Annotated in this window: 15 protein-coding genes; 4 read left to right on the forward strand and 11 right to left on the reverse strand. The window is 48.0% G+C overall.

From position 1 onward, the window contains the following. The first annotated feature begins 50 nt into the window (after positions 1-50). The 3 genes from dkgB (at position 51) to ACJJI3_RS02990 (ending at position 2,487) form a co-directional block, all read left to right on the forward strand. Positions 51-854, forward strand: a complete 804-nt coding sequence (gene dkgB, locus ACJJI3_RS02980; protein WP_444941445.1) for a 2,5-didehydrogluconate reductase DkgB — start codon at positions 51-53, stop codon at positions 852-854. Positions 855-1,355: 501 nt separating this feature from the next. Continuing rightward, positions 1,356-1,793, forward strand: a complete 438-nt coding sequence (locus ACJJI3_RS02985; protein ID WP_444941446.1) for a hypothetical protein — start codon at positions 1,356-1,358, stop codon at positions 1,791-1,793. Between the two features lie 178 nt (positions 1,794-1,971). Next, positions 1,972-2,487: a hypothetical protein gene (locus ACJJI3_RS02990; protein WP_444941447.1), complete on the forward strand. Its 516-nt coding sequence runs from the start codon at positions 1,972-1,974 to the stop codon at positions 2,485-2,487. A 1,442-nt stretch (positions 2,488-3,929) separates the two neighbouring features. Here the strand turns inward: ACJJI3_RS02990 and ACJJI3_RS02995 are convergent. After that, entirely contained in the window at positions 3,930-5,045 is a 1,116-nt protein-coding gene (locus ACJJI3_RS02995; RefSeq protein ID WP_444941448.1) for an agmatine deiminase family protein, read from the reverse strand. Positions 5,046-6,554: 1,509 nt separating this feature from the next. Continuing rightward, the gene (locus ACJJI3_RS03000; RefSeq protein ID WP_444941449.1) at positions 6,555-7,739 is read right to left on the reverse strand and encodes a serine hydrolase domain-containing protein; all 1,185 of its coding nucleotides are present in this window, start codon (positions 7,737-7,739) and stop codon (positions 6,555-6,557) included. Between the two features lie 128 nt (positions 7,740-7,867). On the opposite strand from ACJJI3_RS03000, the gene ACJJI3_RS03005 reads away from it, so the two are divergent. Continuing rightward, entirely contained in the window at positions 7,868-8,320 is a 453-nt protein-coding gene (locus ACJJI3_RS03005) for a hypothetical protein (protein WP_444941450.1), read from the forward strand. A 177-nt stretch (positions 8,321-8,497) separates the two neighbouring features. Here ACJJI3_RS03005 and ACJJI3_RS03010 read toward each other — a convergent pair whose 3' ends face one another. From ACJJI3_RS03010 to ACJJI3_RS03050, 9 genes are all read right to left on the reverse strand, one after another. Then, positions 8,498-8,833, reverse strand: a complete 336-nt coding sequence (locus ACJJI3_RS03010; protein WP_444941451.1) for a TusE/DsrC/DsvC family sulfur relay protein — start codon at positions 8,831-8,833, stop codon at positions 8,498-8,500. Between the two features lie 6 nt (positions 8,834-8,839). Then, on the reverse strand, positions 8,840-9,133 hold the full coding sequence (gene tusB / locus ACJJI3_RS03015) for a sulfurtransferase complex subunit TusB (RefSeq protein ID WP_444941452.1): 294 nt from the start codon (positions 9,131-9,133) through the stop codon (positions 8,840-8,842). A gap of 1 nt (position 9,134) precedes the next feature. Beyond that, positions 9,135-9,497, reverse strand: a complete 363-nt coding sequence (gene tusC / locus ACJJI3_RS03020) for a sulfurtransferase complex subunit TusC (RefSeq protein WP_444941453.1) — start codon at positions 9,495-9,497, stop codon at positions 9,135-9,137. 2 nt (positions 9,498-9,499) lie between these two features. Next, positions 9,500-9,892: a sulfurtransferase complex subunit TusD gene (gene tusD / locus ACJJI3_RS03025; protein WP_192879334.1), complete on the reverse strand. Its 393-nt coding sequence runs from the start codon at positions 9,890-9,892 to the stop codon at positions 9,500-9,502. A gap of 65 nt (positions 9,893-9,957) precedes the next feature. Continuing rightward, the gene (locus ACJJI3_RS03030) at positions 9,958-10,641 is read right to left on the reverse strand and encodes a Bax inhibitor-1/YccA family protein (RefSeq protein WP_444897635.1); all 684 of its coding nucleotides are present in this window, start codon (positions 10,639-10,641) and stop codon (positions 9,958-9,960) included. Positions 10,642-10,880: 239 nt separating this feature from the next. Beyond that, positions 10,881-13,310 carry an endonuclease/exonuclease/phosphatase family protein gene (locus ACJJI3_RS03035; RefSeq protein WP_444941454.1) on the reverse strand — a complete coding sequence of 810 codons (2,430 nt, stop codon included), beginning with the start codon at positions 13,308-13,310 and terminating at the stop codon, positions 10,881-10,883. A gap of 10 nt (positions 13,311-13,320) precedes the next feature. Next, complete coding sequence (locus ACJJI3_RS03040; RefSeq protein ID WP_444941455.1) at positions 13,321-14,595, reverse strand: glycosyltransferase; 1,275 nt, start codon at positions 14,593-14,595, stop codon at positions 13,321-13,323. Continuing rightward, a complete protein-coding gene (locus ACJJI3_RS03045) occupies positions 14,592-16,835 on the reverse strand; it encodes a glucosidase family protein (protein WP_444941456.1) in 2,244 nt (747 codons plus the stop codon). Before ACJJI3_RS03045 ends, ACJJI3_RS03040 begins: the two co-directional genes overlap by 4 nt. After that, entirely contained in the window at positions 16,835-17,542 is a 708-nt protein-coding gene (locus ACJJI3_RS03050) for a TVP38/TMEM64 family protein (protein WP_444941457.1), read from the reverse strand. The genes ACJJI3_RS03045 and ACJJI3_RS03050 overlap by 1 nt, the downstream gene beginning before the upstream one ends. Positions 17,543-17,594: the final 52 nt, after the last annotated feature.

The following is a 17,594-nucleotide window of genomic DNA, read 5'->3' on the forward strand; positions in this document are numbered from 1 at the left end:
TTATTAAATGTGAGAAACAACCTGTTAAATACTATTAAGAGAGAAATGCTATGAGTGAATTGCCAAGCTTGGGAATGGGCACCTTCCGCTTAGAAGGTGATGTCGCAATCGAATCAGTTAAACAGGCACTTGAATCGGGATACCGCCATATTGATACCGCACAAATCTATGGCAATGAGCTTGAGGTTGGAATCGCCATTGAGCAAAGTGGAGTACCCCGCGAAGAACTATTTATCACGACAAAAGTGTGGCTGGATAATTTGACGCAAGACGCATTCACAAGCAGCGTAGAAGATAGCCTTAACAAATTAAGGGTTGAATCGGTCGATCTATTGTTACTTCACTGGCCAGAAAAAGATGGGAGGGTCTCCATGGAAACCTATCTTAAGTTATTAGCCCAGTGTCAACAAAAAGGGCTTACCAAGCACATCGGTGTCTCAAACTTCACAATCAAACAGCTTGACAACGCTATTGATATTCTGGGTGAAGGCAAGATCTACACCAATCAAATTGAAGTACACCCGTACTTGCAAAATACTGCGGTTATTGAACATTGCAAGCAGAGAGGTATTACTGTAACGGGTTATATGCCGTTAGCGGTGGGAAAAGTTATGTCTGATGGCGTGTTAATAAAAATTGCAGAGCGCTACAACGCAACCCCAGCTCAAATTGCCATTGCGTGGCAATTGAAACAAGGGCTTGCAACTATACCTTCCTCAACAAAACGCAAGAATCTGGATGCAAACTTGGAAGCACTTAAGATCACGTTAACAGATGAAGATATGCGGGAAATTAGTGCTTTAGAGGCTAATGAACGTATTGCCAATCCGGAGTTTGCTCCGAACTGGGACTAAACAATGGCAGGCTTAAAATATTGATTCGTGTAATAGAGGCAATCGCTTTGTGTACAAGTTTGTGAAGTGGTTATTTCGCTTGACATGAAAGGAAATATCTATGAGAAAAGCTTCAGTCAGCTTATACATATGGCTTGCAGTACATTCGCGCTGATATTTGAAATCTATCCCAAATCTAGTATCCTGGTCATAATGTAATCCTCGCCGTATACATCGGGATACGCAGTGGTAATAAGGCGTCCGTCAAAAGATATCTGTATCAGAGTCATCGGTTGCACGATCATTAATCTGAGTAAATATTCAGCGTTTTGTAAGTTTCTCCTCTTTTTACGATGTGGTTGGCAGTTTATACTTTATATGTGTTAGGTGTTTATAAATACCATAAATTTACGGTTTGCACGTAGAAATCTAGCCCTCTCTTGAGAGACCAAATATTGTGATGATGTGGGTTTTTTGTGGTCGGCTTCGTGGGTATGCCTGGTTTTGATTTGGGGAGCGTAAGTGAGATTTGGTGACGCAGTTAGACGTGTGGCTTTAGCATTCATTCGAGAAAAGCAGCTACCTGAAAGTGTTTGGAATGAAGATCGTATCAATTTCAAATTTTCCTCATTGTTTTGGGGAGGACTTTTGCTTTCAGCCTCAATTGTACTTTCCCCATTAATTTGGTTGCTTCTTCAGCCCGTGCTCTATTTTATGTCCCAGGATATATCTAATCCTGTGGAGAGGTGGCTCTGGCTTTTTCTGCTGGTTGTATTTATGGGAATTGTTAGACTGTTTGATGGTTTTATTCAGAAGGCAGATAGGAAGCTTTGGGTTTTATATAATGACTTAGATTTGGGAGAAAAATTGATCTATCGGTTGGTTTCATTAGCTGTATTCAGTTGGATGTTTTCTCCTGGGGCGGCAACAACTATTGATGATTTTTTTCAGGGCTTTTAGCTATTTGGTATGTTTTCTTTTGTGCATTTCTTGCCGGGATGTATTGATAAGAATTCTAGATGCTCATAAGTTAGAGTATGTTTGATGGGGGTCCAGAAACATTACTAAGATGATATGGTTTACTGAGATGTATCAAGAAATTACTGCATATTAAGATCGGAAAGGATAGGGGGAATCATTGATTTATTTGGGGTCTGCAACAAGGCAAATCGGAAATGAGCTGTTTCTCTATTTTATGATTGGCTATATTTTTTGTGTTGCGGCATATATGATTCATAAGTCGGAGCTTTGGGGGAAAGCCAGGGTTCCGTTCTTTGCTGCTTTAGCTATTTACTTATCCATTTTTACTGTAAAGTTGATATTTGCATATGAAATCTATAAAGATGAGCCTTTAAAATTGGTAGTCTATGACGGTGATGCTCTTTTTTCTGTGCAGCGGTTGGATATGGATACTGACAACTGGGTTTTAACCGGTTACCCTTCAGGTGAAGAAGTTTATTTTGATATAGATGGTGGGCTTTTTTGTCAAAACTTTTTACTCTACTCTAAAAATAGTGGGCTTAATTATTCCAAGCGCAAGGATAGATTATTTTACAAGTTTGAGATCGACAAGACTGTAAGTATTAAAAATAAGTCCTCTCGGGGGATTTTGAAATTCTGCCCCAAAAGAATTACAGTCTACTATAAGAAATGATTGAAGGGAGATGTAACTCAGGGCTCCCATAGATTAGAAAGAGGTACAGGCAGTGTTTCTGGCGCCAGTTCCAGTGCTTATCAAGCTGTATATAAGCACTTCGTGTGGCCCTACCAAACTTTCATAATTATTGGACACCCATAGACTAGAGAAAGTAGCACACAGTTCCGGACACTCTTAGTTTTAAGAAAGGCGTTAACAGTGTAGCCAGCGTTAGTCTCAGTGTCTGTTTCTTTCTGTTTGCTAGTTAAGTTGAGGTGAAGTGCTGAAGAGTTATGTTTGGGCTTAGACTAACTGCGGTTTTAGATGAAAGTGGAAAACAGTATCGAGAGAGTGGAAGGGAGTTAGCAGGGTGTTGCACAAAGGTAGCGCCGACAGTCTCTTATGCCATGTACCCAGCGTTTATTGAGCCGCCTGCAAGCGTATCTTACGGCCTCAGCCGACCCTACCAAACCCTTAAAGCGGCATTCAAAATTACGACTGAGATAAAGCCAGTGCCTTGATGGAATACCCAGTCGCTCGAGTATGGGTGGAGTGTTTTCAGCGATGGCTCCGCGCTTTCTAGGGTCTAGATGTCGCCCACTCCAATCGACTAGCTCTAAATAGTGATCCAGCTGAAAAGGAAGTCCTTTAGTCATATTCAGTCGCTCACCGCCTACAAGTGGCAGTAGCTCTTTGGGCTACCCGTCCAAGATTGATGCACGAATACGCTGCTGAATGGAAGTGTGACCAGAATCTTCAGGGGTTTTTGCCATATTAGCGCGGATGGGGTTGAGGTTGACATAGGTCATGCAGGCGGCAAGGGCCTTTTCATCCTATAAAGCTTGGGATTTAAAAGGTCATTCTCAGAAGCGCCCCGAGCACTTGTCTTCAGCGTTAGCTTGGCGAGCGATAGACTCATTTAAACAGCGCATAAACCAGCTGACATTCGTTAAGCGTTGTCGCCATATCGAAGCGACGTTTTTAGTGCCTTAAGCATGTAGGGATTAAGAGCATCACCGTTTAGATAGCGTCAGGCCAAATTAGAGGCTTTGAATATTTTTTGCCAGCGATCAATCACCTCGAAAAGAGACCACTTATTAGCAGTTTTTTGTCAATGTAGAGTACATGTGGTAGTGATTGCTCATTTTTGCATAGGAGGCAAGATCCAGGGCAAAACCTCAGTCAAATTATACATGCGATTTTCAATCCACTCGCGCCGATGTTGGTAATCTTTCGTGATACAGTATCCCGACCATAAAGGAATACTTGCCGCATACGGTGGGATGCGCATTGGTAATAATGCGTTGTGTTAAGAGGTGTCTGGGTAGTTCGCGGTAGGGCCATCGGCTGCACGAGCACTAGTTTTGATAAATATCTGGTGTTTTGCAGATTTGTGCACCTTTATCAATAATGTTAGCGATCTATACGTTATGCTTGATGAGTGCCTGGTAACTTGATGCTTAGATAACTATTTCTTGTTGTGTAGAACAATGAATACTGCCACCACCAGATGCAATTCCGTCAATTGCTATTTGCTCAATATTATGATCTGGAAAGGCGCCTTGTAAAATATCTCTGGCTTTCTCGTCTGCGTTCTTATCACCAAATTTTTGAGAGATTATTGCACCGTTACAAATATAGTAACCAATATAGCCTGCGGCAAAGTCTTTAGTGCCAAATCTTTCGTTAATAATTTCTGGCGTATCCAAAATGTGTAGTTTAAGTGGGTTTTCATCTGCGTCGACACTATTGCTTAATGTTTTGATGTTTTCACGAGTAACCCAATAGTCATAGGAGGATTGATAATTATCCCGGCTAACTATCACTTCACCTGGCTTAATAAAGCGTGCATAAAAATCGGTATGGCCATCTGTGATATCCTTACCCTTAATACCTTTGAGCCAAATAATCTTCCGTAATCCGAGTAGTACCTTGAGTTCCTCCTCAATATCAGACTTTGACCATCCTGGATTGCGATTCTCATTGAGAATACAGCTCTCAGTCATTATTGCGGTGCCATTGCCGTCGACCTCAAAACATCCACCCTCCAGTACGATATTTGCTCTCTCATGGATTGCTCCAGATCGATTAGCGATATACTTGGCGACGTGTTTATCTAGTGAGTGCTCCTGTTTGTTGCCCCAACCATTGAAATTGAAATTTAAAGCGACTTTTTCTCCATAGCTGGATCTTACGAAGATAGGGGCAGTGTCACGGAGCCACAAGTCATCAACTTCAAAAGTGTATAGCTCAATTTCATAATTTGAGCTATCTAAATCCAGTAGTGTTTTCGCTTCATGTAAGTCCTTTCTGCTCACCAGGATAGATACAGGCTCATAATTGGCAATTGTATTCGCAATTAATGCCAGGTTTCTTTTCACCTCAGGAATTTGCTTGTGCGACCAAATGTAATTGTTTGCAACAAAAGCCATCCATGTTCTTTTGTGTTGACCACTTTCATCAGGCATGTGAAGCGAGCTATAGGCTAAGCTCTGTGTGGCTAATGTTTTTTTTGCGAATAAGGAGCCTCCGAACAAAAAGGAGCTCACCTTAATAAATAGTCGTCGGTCAATCATGGTGGCTTGCTGCTATTTTGAATAGTTACTTTTCTGAGGTTGATGGGGTCCATAGTCTAATGTCATTTTGCATTTAAGGCTATAAGTTCATGTGACGTTTGCAGTCTAATTTCTATATAAAAATTATATTAAAATATATTTTCTTTTTAAGTGGGGTTGCCGTGTATTTGAGGAGGATTTATCCTATTTGGATGCGCTCTATGGAGTCTCAATCTATCTTGTTGTTTAAAAGTATAATTAGCTAATATTATATTAAATAATTTATTTATATTAAGAACACCCAGTTAGCGTTGGGCGATATAGTCTGTAGGAAGATTGTAGGGTGGAGTTTTACGGACTAAGACCCCAGTATTCAGTTTGCTTTTCATTAATTTAAGAAACTGAGGGTAGGAAAGAAAACGTTGCACTTAAGACCGCGTGACGAATGAATGCCAATTGGGGCTTGGTGGGAAGGGTTCCCAGCGTGCCCGAGTAGATTTTACCCTTTCCTTTTAATTCAGAATTAATAGTGTATACAACTGCTCCTTTTATCAGGGTGTTATATGTAGTAATAAAACTGAATGATCAAGCTGATACTTTTTACACTTGGTAATGACCTGATAGCGAAGTTGTTTGAGGTGGTTTGTAAAAATTCTGGTTATTGGAGCGGTGCCTGAGGGGCTAGCAGAAAAAATTGCAGGCATAACAAAGCTAGAGTAAAGGGACATTCATGGATTATGACAAGCAGGAAATGAGCACACTAGACACACTGCTACTTAGCCATACTTGCTAGCAAAGAAATAGGGGTGGGATCGCGTTTAAAATTTTATCTATTTTAGTGAGCTGAATATTCAATATATGGGGGAATGGAAATTGCTCTATGGATGTATAGTGGATCAACTTAGTTGAACTCAGGAGGAGAGAAACTGCTGGCATTAGTGTACCCCCTGTATCCAGTGTTCATTGAAAAAATTACAGGCTTATCGCACTGCTTATACTAAACCTACCATATCTTTAAAGCGGTTTTAAAAATTTCGTTTGAGGAAGATCCCAGTGTGTAGGTGATATCCCCAGCCGTTCGACTATAGGGGAGTCTACTCAGCAATGGCTCCACGCTTTGTAGAGGCTAGATATCGCTGGCTTCAGCCGACTAAATACAGATGTTAGTCTAAATGGAAAGGTAAGCCTTTTGCATTTTCACACGCACGCAATTCACAAACGGTAGTAAACTCTTGGGCTATTTACTTGAGATTGCTGCACAAATACTTTGTTGAATCGATGTGATGATATTGGAATGGATGGAGTTGAGGTCGATATAAGCCATATAGGGTAGCGAGAGTGCTTTTCATCAGCTTAAATCGACCTTTCCAAAAGCGATCTGTACAACTATCTTCAGCGATAGCTTGTTGGGCGATAGATTTGATTAAGCAGCAGATAAACTAGTCCTCGTAGTTCATGATGCTTAGATTTGAACCGCTTTAATAAGCTGTAAACAATTTAAGTGCTAAGTCTCATTTGTTCAATATAAATTTAACTTGCCCTGGCATCCTTAATATTGCACTTTTCAACTGCATCATAAACTTTTCTTGATATCTCTTGGAACATATTAATTTGGGGCCTTTCTGCATTTCTGTTGGTGAGAATTACCAGTGCTAGCCCTGTTTCTGGAGCAACATAAGCTGCTGTGAATACTCCAATATTGCCACCAAAGTGGCTTAAATAAGAGCGTCCTTTGTAGTTATAGCTATTCCATGCAACAAATTGATTTTCCAGGTGGTCTGGAATGCCTCTGATAGAGCGCTCGGAAAATACCTCTTGCAGCACTCTATCGGAGGAAATAGCTTTGCCCATAAAGACCCCTGAGTTGGCAACAGCGCCAAAGAATTTTGTCATGTCTGATATTGTTGAGCGCAACATTGCTGCTGGATACCCGGGTGTACTACTCTGTGCAACGGCGACAAGCTGGCCATCAGAAAGTGCTTGATATGGCGTTGCAACTTCTAACCCATGTGTGTCTGCTATAGTCCAGAAAGTATGATCCATTTCCAGTAATTCAAAGAAGTTATTCTTAGTCCAATCTTTAAAATTCAATTCAGACTGTTGCTCAGCCCAGTGGCCTAGTAAGTTATAGCCGATATTGCTATAGCTCCATTGCTCCCCGGGCGCGGATTTAAGAAAAGATTTATTTGCTGAATAATATTTACCATTCTCTAGAAGGATACCTTCCAGCAGCTCGGAAAGCTCCATTTCTGAATCTTGCCCGGGTGTTCTAAAATCCACTTCATAATACATGCCATCTTGGATGCTGGATGTATGTGTAAGTAATTGGATCAGGGTAATTTCCTTTGAGGGGTGGTGGGGGGAAACTAAGTGGGAGCCAGGGCCTAAATCTACAGTACTTTCTAAGTCGACCGCATGCTTTTCAGCAATTTCCATGACCGCCAAAGCTGTTATTGGCTTGGTTACAGAGGCAATCTGAAAAATAGTGCTGGGAGTAACTGGTGTTCTGCGTAACTTGTTAGCAAAGCCAAAACCTTCTTCATACACCGGTTCTCCGTATATTGCTGCTCCTATCGCCATTCCTGGCACATCAGCTTCAACTCTAAGAGTTTCAAACTCCTTTGAAAGGTCTTGTAATTGAACAGAGCAATTTGTTTGAGCTACCGCACCCCACGATTGCAACAGAAGTGCAAGGGCTATCCATTTTGTATTCACTATTAATCCTTTTTTAACATGTTTATAAATATATTTATAAATATATTTTAAGTGTATGTTAGAATCAAGTGGCAATTACCCGCTGATGGGCCCCATATTAAATCGACAGGTGAATACGAGTTGGCTTTATGACCTCTGAGAATTACTTTATTGGCAAGACTGCGGAGGCTATCTCCACCCTTATTACCAAGCAGTGTGAGGCAATTCTCACTAGGAATGGCGTGCAAGCTCCGGTTAAATCTTGCTCAATTATCGTGACTCTGTATCGATTGGATGGGTTGTCATTAAATGAAATTGCTCGTGAGACAGACTCTTCTCCTCAGCTTATTAAGCAAAAACTTCCCAAGTTGCTTAAGCTCTCACTCATAAAGCATGAAGATGATTCGAGTGATAAACGAAGGAGGCTTTTCTTTTTGACAGACAGAGGAAAGCTGCAGGCAGAGAAAATACTTGAAACATTCCAAGAGTTAGAGCTTTCTATGGATAGACTCAATAAACATCTGGGATTCAGGCTTTCTGACAAATTAGAGGAAATAAAGCGCGCACTTAATGAAGTGCCACTACATTCAGAGGCTCCCTAAGTAAAAGTTTATAGTGTGAGTCTAGGATGTGCTTTTATAGTTCGCGTATGGATTTGAGCCCCAGGGCAAAAAGCTCGCAAAATAGAGCGGGCTTTATAGACTGGTTAGATTAAGTTCATTTAGCTAGTTTGCCGGCCAGGTTGTTTCGAGCTTACCTGGCCAGGTGTAGTGAGGGGGTCACAAGCAGTTGGTCGGCTTAGGTAAGCCGGCAATTTTACTGGCCACTTTAGCTGGGCTTGGGGGGAAGAGCTGCATCAAGTAAATACTGCGGCCCTTTTCTGCGCCGAGATGCTGGCCAATATATTTTACCAGCGGGCGCATAGCGGGGGAGAGTTCAAACTCGCGGTAAAATTCTTGCAACAGCTCAATAACTTGCCAGTGTTCCTCGGTTAACTCGATACCCTCAGCATTGGCTAACTGAAGGGCGGCGTCCCGGCTCCAGTCGCTGAGGTTGCGCAGGTAACCCTCTTTGTCCAAGGGGATTTCCTGGCCATTGACTACTAGGTTGCTCATTTTTTGTTACCGAAACCAGCTGACTATGGGTTGATGCTCGGTACAGAGCTGTACCCAGCGCGCATCATCGATCATTTCCACTCTATCCATGTTTACTGCAAGTTGCTGCTGGCCACGGGCAGCGGTGTCTGCTTCAAGGCAGAAAATTTGGGTACTTGGCACTGTTTCCAGAGCCTCGTGCCTCAGCGCATAGACACCATCTTCAATAAGCAGGAGCGAGTCATCCTGGGCAAAAGCACCCAGGCATTCCTTAAGGGCACTGCTGGTATAGGGGGATTTACTGACAATATGCAAAGTCATATCAGAAACTCAATACGGTGGGGTAGGCGGCGATCAGTGAACCGGTATCTTTTACGGCTTTAGTCTCTGCGCCGGCAACCTGGATCTGCCCCAGGGTGATATTGCGTTCAGCAAGGCTTTTCTCACAAACGAAAAACTGCTCAATGCCAAACATCGGCAGAGCCTGCAAATTGCGTCGCAGGCTTTTCTGGCCGATATCCGCAGGTGATTGCTGGTCCAGCAATTGGAATACCCCATCGCCGAGAAATAGCAGGTCCATGTCCTGTTCCATCGCCGCCGCTGCCAGTACGGCTTCGATACCTTCCCGCGCCAGGGCATTGCCGTAGGGGGCGGTGCGGCATAGGGCCAATGATTTAGTGCTCATGCTCAACCTCCAAAGGTAATCAGGCGATCGGAATTGGCGACAGCGTCGGTGAGTTGGCCGAGGCCAGCCAGCTCAAAACCCTCTGCCAAGTTGGCGGCGGGTCTTTCCAGGCGCTCGGCCTCTCTCTGATTCAGCACGCCGCGACGTTGCGCAGCGGCAATACAAACTACCAGGTCCAATTGGTGCTGGTGGCCCAGTGCCTGCCACTCTGAAGTCAGATCAGTTTCGTCCTGGGGAGGTGCGGCAATGGCATTGCTGTTTTGCACGCCGTCGCAGTAGAAAAACACTCGATAAATTTCGTGGCCTTGCTCTAGGAGGGCTTTGGCAAACCGGAGTGCACTGGATGAAGACTGGGTGCTGTGGGGGGCTGAGTAGATGGCTAGGGAAAACTTCATAGGGGGCCAAATAGTAAAATGCCCCGCGGTGCGGGGCATTGTGACTTGCTCAACAAAGCTGATGCTTAGTCGTCAGAGGATGCGAATCCAAGGATGTGCAGCAGGCTGGTGAACAGGTTGAAGATGTTCAGGTACAGGGAGGCGGTAGCCATCAGGTAGTTGGTCTCGCCACCGTTGATGATGCGGCTGGTGTCGTACAGGATGAAGCCAGACATCAGCAGGGCAACAACGCCGCTCAGGGCCACGCTAAACAGCGGCATGTGGATGCCGAAGAAGCCAGCGATGATAACGCCCAGGAAACATACCAGTACTGCGATCAAGCCAACGGCCAGGAAGCCGCCCATAAAGCTGAAGTCTTTGCGGGTAGTCAGTACGTAGGCAGACAGGGCAAAGAAGATCAGGGCAGTGGTGCCCAGGGCTTGCATAACGATCTGACCGCCGCCAGCCATGCCCAGGTAGTGGTTAAGCAATGGGCCAATGGAGGCACCCAGCAAGCCGGTAAATGCGAATACAACACCAACGCCTGCGGCGGAGTTTGCTGTGCGCGGTAATACGAACCAGATGAGGGCCAGGGCTCCGAGGGAGCAGACCAGGCTCATGCCACGACCCATGCCAATAGACATGGAAATACCGGCGGTAATGGCACTGAAGAGAACGGTCATTGCCAGTAGGGCATAGGTATTGCGCAACACCTTCGCCGATTCCGAGCGATCCAGTGCGCGGGTTTGAGTATAAGCTTGCGGTTGCATTTAGCGACTCCTGCTATTAAGTGATAGAAGAATCATATAGCTCGCAGTGGGGACCTTCAAGTCGGGAAAACCCTTTTAGTGTCCGTCTGCCAGTCTCTATGAATTCACAAAAACCCTATATTTTTAAAGGATTTATTCAAATATTCTCCGCTTATTGTGGGGGCTGTGGGGCATTTTTCAAGTGTTATCGCTCGGGTTGGAGGGTGCGAAGAGTGTGGGGCTCGATAAACCGAGATCGATTACTTTCCACCCTTGATGGGTAGGTCGATATCCACGATCAAAGGTAGGTGATCTGAGGCTTGGCGGGTCAGCGATGTCTTGGGCACCCGTACCCGTTTCACATTGAGTCCCGCACTTAGGAACATGTGATCAATACGGACCTTTAGGAAGGTCCCTTTGGGGTTGTGGCGGGGCGCCTGTTCCTGGGCATCCCTGAGATAGCCTCCGAGTCGCTTGCACTCGGCAGAGTTGGGTAGCGCGTTGAAGTCTCCCAGTAGCACTCGCTCTCCGGTGCAGCGGGGATTGCTGAGCCATTCGGGGCCGAGAAGGGCATCCACCTGGCGCAGCCGCTCTGCACGGGATAACCCCAGGTGGGTGTTGATAATCTGGATAGGTTTGCCATTGGCTTCGATTTCCACCCAAACAGCTCCACGCGGTTCGTCTGAAGCGGGGTTAAAAAGTCCCCCTTTGCCGGAGGGAGGGCCGGGCAAAATCCCTTTCTTGATGAGCCGGGCCGGGAGATGGGTGAGGATCGCATCACCGTAGCGCTCCTCTTTCATATTTATAGTGGGCTGGAAGTGCAGGTCCATTGCCAGTAGACGAGCAAGTCTTTCGGCCTGGTCGAGGCCTCCGGTGCGTTTGCGCATGACATCCAGTTCTTGTAATGCCACCACATCCGGGCGATAGCGGGCAATTACCCGGGCAATCCGCTGTGGGGAGAGCTTGCCATCTAGCCCTCGGCAACTGTGCACGTTGTAGGTCATGATGCGCAAAACAGTTTTTGGCATCCTGTGGTTATCTACCTTCATGGGGCGGGCGCCACGGAGGTAGGCGCGGGCTGTGGAGCGCAGATCCTGCGGGCGCCAGTAGCCCCGACTGGGGTCTGGGGGCTGGATATCCTCTGGCATCAGGGCGAAGGCATGGGTCTCATTGGGGCCAGAGCCGCCGTGACTGCCATTTTCCATGGCGAAAGTCATGGGTTGCCGCATACCAGCACACCAGCCGTACATCATAAAGTCGCCAGAGTCCGGGTGCCGGCACAGGCTGGCCATATCCTCTGCGGCTTCAACCGGGTAGGGGTGTTCGTCCCCCATCAATTTGCGGCCGTCTTCAGGAAGCTTGATGGGGCCATCTTTCCACCACCCATGCACTGGTGAGGAAGCGGGGGAGGATGGGTCTTCCAGATAGAGTACTAGGGGCACTTTGGCTTGCTCCACCATCCTTTTGGCGGCATCTGCCCGGCTGGTACCGTTCAGATCAATGTTGTACAGCATCGCGATTGGGCCCAGGGCCGCTATGGCAGTAGGCGTTCTATCGCCCTCTTGCGTGGATTCCTCCTCGATGCTGCTTTTGTCCATCCACTCACTGCCGAACAGTCGAGCTCGCTCGAAACGGACTTTTTTGGGGATAGTGGTAGATTTGATCTGCGGCGCTGAAGGTAAATTGGATAGAGCTTCCGAAAGGGCATCGCCAAGGCTGCGCCCGTTGACCTCTTCATAGGCCACTGTTTGCTCCTGGCCGTGGTCTGAAAAAATCCATACGTCATAGTGCCGTCGCTCAGAGCCGTGAGCGGCCTTCCAGATTTTAGCTATCGCACTGTCTATCCCCTTCAATACCCAGTGGGCAAAGGCCGATTGCGGCCCGCGCCGGTGGGATTGTTCATCGTAACCGAGCAGGTTGATATAAATAACCGGCAGGCCGCGGGTGATATCAACTTTCACCCCCATGGTGCATAGCTCTCTAGTGAGAATGGTGATGGCGACCCTTGTGGGGATAAACATCAATTCCTTAAGTAGGTTTTGGCCACCGATTATCCCGCGCACGCAGTCGACTAGAGATAAAACCAGCTCAATCAAAATTAACGCGGTAGTGCGAACAAGGCTCCAAATATTGGTGACAATTAAAATGGCGATTGCCATGGGGCTGGCTTCGCGCAGGGCCGGCCCCCATCCCTGGTCGGCGGGGCAGAAGTGCGCTTCACCGGTTTTTGTGCCGGCTTTAAATAGGCTGAGATAACAGCTGCCCCCACGCAACAGAGGATCGCGGTGTTGAGTCTTAATTCTTTTTTCGACCAGGGCGGCAACCTCAGGATCGTACATCCGTCCGAGTTTTTGCGTTTCGTGGACGAGGAAGCCAAATGCAGGTACGGCCTGGCGCACTCCATAAAAAAGTTCGGCCTGTACCGCAGGAGTTGTCGATGGGACTCCCGGGTACATGTGCTCCAGGCGATAGTGCTCTTTTCTGATTAGCCGCTTCAGAAATGGCATTCGCCCTCGGGCCAGTGCTTTGAGAAGTTCGGGGTAGGCCAGTCCGTCAATCTGGATCAAAATTAGCCCTGGGGCATGGGGGCTGTTTGGGTTGGTGGATAGTCCGAGTAAGCGAGTAATCCACTCGCTGCGACTGAGTCGGCGGCGCCAGCGTCTGATTGATAGTCCGATACGGCTTAACATAGTTTCTGGACTAACGCTTAGGTGGTTGATTCAAGGCTGCGCCTGCGGCTTCTGTGAAGCCCTCGAGAATCTCCCACTGTATGGTGATTAATTTTCCAGTGCGTATACATCGTGCGTAAATAGAGTTATCAAGCGGCCAGTTGTAGTGCACAAGGGGTTGATAGAGATCCAGTGCTCGCTGGGCACAACTATTCATGGAAAAATCCTGGGCCGTAATTCTGGCTTCCCTAATCATCTGCTGGCGGCGGTCGTCAGGTAGGTTGTGGAACCAGCGTATCGCCGCCACAAAATCATTGAGCGATTCTTTGGTTACCAGGCAGCCGTTAATACCTTGCTTCAATATATCTCTCGATCCATTGGCTTCCAGGGCGATCACGGGAACTCCAGAGGCCATTGCCTCAGACAGCACTAGACCTTGGGTTTCAGTAGTGGAAGTAAATAGAAAGGTGTCCATCGCGCTGTAGACATCCCGGCGGGCATCACCAATGACTTTCCCTGGCATATGTACACGTTGCATTAATTTTTTGTCGGTAAAAAACTGCTGGAGCTGATCTTCCAATGGGCCGCTGCCAGCGAGAAGAAAGTGTGCGGATGGATACTCCTGTAAAAATTTGGCGACGGCCTGACAAAGAAAAACCAGGTTTTTTTCCTTCCCAAAGCGGCCCAAGTGTCCCAACAAGAATGCAGATGCGGGTATTTTCAGTTTTTTCCTGAGCTTACTTCCCTCTCCATGGGCGTATTGCTCTGGGTGCACTCCCGTAGGGACTTCCGCGATTGGAGTTTGTACCCCTCGCTCCCGGAGAAGTCTCACAATACTCAGGCTTGGGGCTAAGACCAGATTTGCTTTATTGGCGAAGCGGGTGGCAACTTCCATTACAAAGCGTTTGAGTGCTTGTGAATCTCCCATCAAGTTGTGGGTGTAGTGCTCGTACAATGTGTGATGGGTAAAAACGAGCGGTAGCTCGCGCTCTCGCGAAATACGTAGGGCTGTCAGTCCCAGGAGAAAAGGGTGGTGGGCATGAAGGATATCCGGACGGAATTTATCCAGGGCATCATTCAAGACGCCTGAGAATGGCAGTGCCATGGAAAAGTCGGTGCCATTAAAATTCTGGATTGAGTGAATTCTCAGAACATGTTCTTCATCGTCAGACTTTTGCGGGAACTCGGGTGCGATGACCAGTACTTTGTGCCCACGTTTGCGATATTCCTCACTGAACGCGGCGACGGAGTGCGCAACGCCGCCCACGTGAGGTAAGTAGGTGTTGGTGAGCATCACGATATTCACTTGGGGCTCAACTCCGCACTCTGCGATTCGTCGGTGATCAGCACTGGCCGGAAGCCGATGGCCTTAATGGCGATAGGTGGGGGCTTACCATGCCAATCGGCAGCCCAAGAGACCGTTGGCGTGGAGCCTGGTTGAATCTCCAGGGTAACCAAGCCAAACCGGGTTGGCGCGGGCCCAAAGCGGATGGGCTGATCTGAGTCAGTACCTTTGAGCCACTCGGGGGGAAGTCCGGAGATGAGAACCAGAGCGTCCTGCTCTTCGCGGACAAAGCAATTGCGTTGCATCGCCACCCACTCAGCCGCTGCCCAGGCGTGCTGTCCATCCCCCATGCATCCGCCGAGAGAATGGGGGTGGATGGCTTCCGGCCATTGCCCTGTTGGCGATGCCAGTTCTGCCACACTGCGCATAAGGTCAATACAACGGGCATCTCCAGCGCGAAGCAATACCTGGGCAATGTGGAGAGTGAGGTAGGCGTTAATGCCGGAGTGGATCATGTCCTGGAAAAACCCGCCGCTTACAAAGCACTTTTCCATCAGGTATTCCGCCAGATCTACCAGTCTCGGGTCCTCTGGTGGGTAGAGTTGCAAGGGATAGCCTGCGGCGATTGACCCTACGGCACCGGCATCCAGGCGCCGGTTTGGTGAGGCTGGCATCGCGGGGCGGCCCAGGCGGTCCTGTGCATCCTGCAAGCTTTGATCAATAGTGCTCTGGAAGTCGCTGGCCGCGGTATTGAAGCGATGGGCGTTGTCATCCATACCTTCGCGCGTGCAAATACTGGCGGCACTCTGCAGACCGGCGACGCCCCAGAAGTCGTCCCAGTAGTAGCAGTCGTTGGGCCCCAGGTGTTCTGCACTGAATCCCGCAGGGAGCAGGCCCCCACAGGGGCTACCATCATTCGGCAGGCGCTTGTTGATAATCCATTTGGCACCCCTGACGACAGGTTCGCACCACGGCTGTTTTAAGGATTTGCCGGTTAATTCACAATAGAGATTGAAGATCCACAGGGCTTCACCATTGGAGTCCCACTCGCCGTCCTGGGAGTGAAAAAAACCATCCCGTTTTTGCCGGTGGGGAAATTGCTCCAGAGCTCTTTCTGCGCGGTCTGTCAGTCCGGCATAAAGCAGCGATTGAATCATAAATGCCGCGTCCCGAAACCAAAACCGTTTGTAGGTGTAAGGACCTGGGTAGACATCTTTGGGAGAGTGGAGAATAAGGGTGCGTATTGCTGAGTCGTAGAGAAACTGAAACTTTTCGTCGGGAACGGTCAGGGCGCAGTGACCTTCCAGGACGTGTTCCCAGCAAAGGGGAGAGCGCTGCTTACTCTCCTCTGTGACCAGGGGAATAGCAACCTCAATCTTGCGGGATTTTCGGTCTTCGATGCGAAACATAGCGGCAGCGGAGGCCATGCCAATATCGCAGAGCCCCTCACGATTGCTCTCTTTGTCTCGGAGATGGAGGTAGATATCGCCGCGCTTGTAATTGGATGCCAGGTGTTTGTCTACCGGCTGGCTGAACTCTACGGCGGCCCTGTCTTCAATAAGCCAATTGCGCCCGCTATCGCCCAGACGCACCTTATGAATAAAGCTGACGCCCTCGGGATTGCAGGGTCGCAAGGCCACCATTAGCCAGCCGCCTCCCGGGCATTGGGCATTGAGTTCAAGCACACAGCGTGGGTGGCCTTGGAGCAGGTTCGCTGAGGCCCTATTGTGCAACTTAAGACCCCGGCGATGGGATTCGGTAACTATTGCAATATCATCTCCCAGCTCCTGGTGCTGGTTGCAGAAGCCGAGGGTGGAGGGCATTAGCTCCTCACCGCTATCACTGATGACCCAGACATCGATAGACCAGCCATCGTAGTGGGGTGTAAGCAGGCCTCGGGGGTCGACAATCGGCAGTTCTTCGCAGTCGGGTATACCTACAGCAGTCCAGTTGCGGTGGCTCAAATTACAGTGGCTAATGGAAAAAGCCCGGGGGATAAACGACTTGTCATAGGGATCAAACTGGCGCTGAATCCAGTAGGGCCACACCCAGTCCAGGTTGTGTTGTATGACTTTACTGTTGATCAGTGCTCGAGCGTGAAATACCGCTCCTGCGCGTAGCAGCTCGATGGGTTCACTCACCTCTGAAGGCTCGGCAAAGCGCTGTAGATGCGCCATCAATGTGAGTGGATCAAGGAAACCGTGAGCGGTGGCAAAGCGGCGTACGAAGAAGCGCCAAGGTAGCCATTTCATCCAAGGCATCAGAGGTCCTCTTCTTTAATAATTCTTTTCAATGCACGGCGAGCCATTCGGGTGAGCCCGATGAGTGCGATGACGGCCAGGGCGAATCCGGCAATATAGAATCCCCACTGAATTGGAGTGCGCTCCTCAACCTTGCCCAGGGAGGTGAGATCTGCTGCGATGGAGCCGATGTAAACGTTGTGCAATGTAAGGGGGATAATTCCAAGGAAATTTCCGATCACAAAGTCACGCAGTCGAACTGGAGTCAGTCCAAAGAAGTAGTTCGACAACTTGAAGGGAAATAGGGGAACCAGTCGGGTCAACATAATCATTTGCCAGCCCTCGCGACGAATTACTTCACCAACAGTCGCGGGCTTGATATGAGACATAACCCACCGAGAGGGCTTCTCGCCGAGAAGGTAGCGGGCGATAAGAAATGCGAGGGTTGCCCCAAGTACGGTGCCGGCAATAACCAGTAGAGTTCCTTTTACAACGCCAAATACAAACCCCGCCCCCATGGTAAAAATGACGCCAGGGAGTAAAAAGACGATTGCTGCGGCCACAATTAAGATAAATAGCAAACTTGTCTGCCAGCCCTGTTCATTGAGCCACTGCATCAGCTCAATAATCTGATCATCCAGGTCAAAATAAACCAATAAGCTCAACACCCCAGCCACGGCGATAGTGCAAACCGCGAGAATCAATAGAGGAATAAACTTCACCGCCATAGGGTTTTCCACGGAACCAAAGAAATACGGTTTTGATTGCCGCCATTAACTA

This window comes from Microbulbifer maximicatervae (SeqCode) (assembly GCF_052466985.1).

Excerpts from the sequence above, each read along its gene's own strand:
- dkgB (WP_444941445.1), top strand. The coding sequence starts at position 51 with ATGAGTGAATTGCCAAGCTTGGGAATGGGCACCTTCCGCTTAGAAGGT.
- ACJJI3_RS02995 (WP_444941448.1), bottom strand. The coding sequence starts at position 5,045 with ATGATTGACCGACGACTATTTATTAAGGTGAGCTCCTTTTTGTTCGGA.
- ACJJI3_RS03005 (WP_444941450.1), top strand. The coding sequence starts at position 7,868 with ATGACCTCTGAGAATTACTTTATTGGCAAGACTGCGGAGGCTATCTCC.
- ACJJI3_RS03010 (WP_444941451.1), bottom strand. The coding sequence starts at position 8,833 with ATGAGCAACCTAGTAGTCAATGGCCAGGAAATCCCCTTGGACAAAGAG.
- tusB (WP_444941452.1), bottom strand. The coding sequence starts at position 9,133 with ATGACTTTGCATATTGTCAGTAAATCCCCCTATACCAGCAGTGCCCTT.
- tusC (WP_444941453.1), bottom strand. The coding sequence starts at position 9,497 with ATGAGCACTAAATCATTGGCCCTATGCCGCACCGCCCCCTACGGCAAT.
- tusD (WP_192879334.1), bottom strand. The coding sequence starts at position 9,892 with ATGAAGTTTTCCCTAGCCATCTACTCAGCCCCCCACAGCACCCAGTCT.
- ACJJI3_RS03030 (WP_444897635.1), bottom strand. The coding sequence starts at position 10,641 with ATGCAACCGCAAGCTTATACTCAAACCCGCGCACTGGATCGCTCGGAA.
- ACJJI3_RS03035 (WP_444941454.1), bottom strand. The coding sequence starts at position 13,310 with ATGTTAAGCCGTATCGGACTATCAATCAGACGCTGGCGCCGCCGACTC.
- ACJJI3_RS03045 (WP_444941456.1), bottom strand. The coding sequence starts at position 16,835 with ATGCCTTGGATGAAATGGCTACCTTGGCGCTTCTTCGTACGCCGCTTT.
- ACJJI3_RS03050 (WP_444941457.1), bottom strand. The coding sequence starts at position 17,542 with ATGGCGGTGAAGTTTATTCCTCTATTGATTCTCGCGGTTTGCACTATC.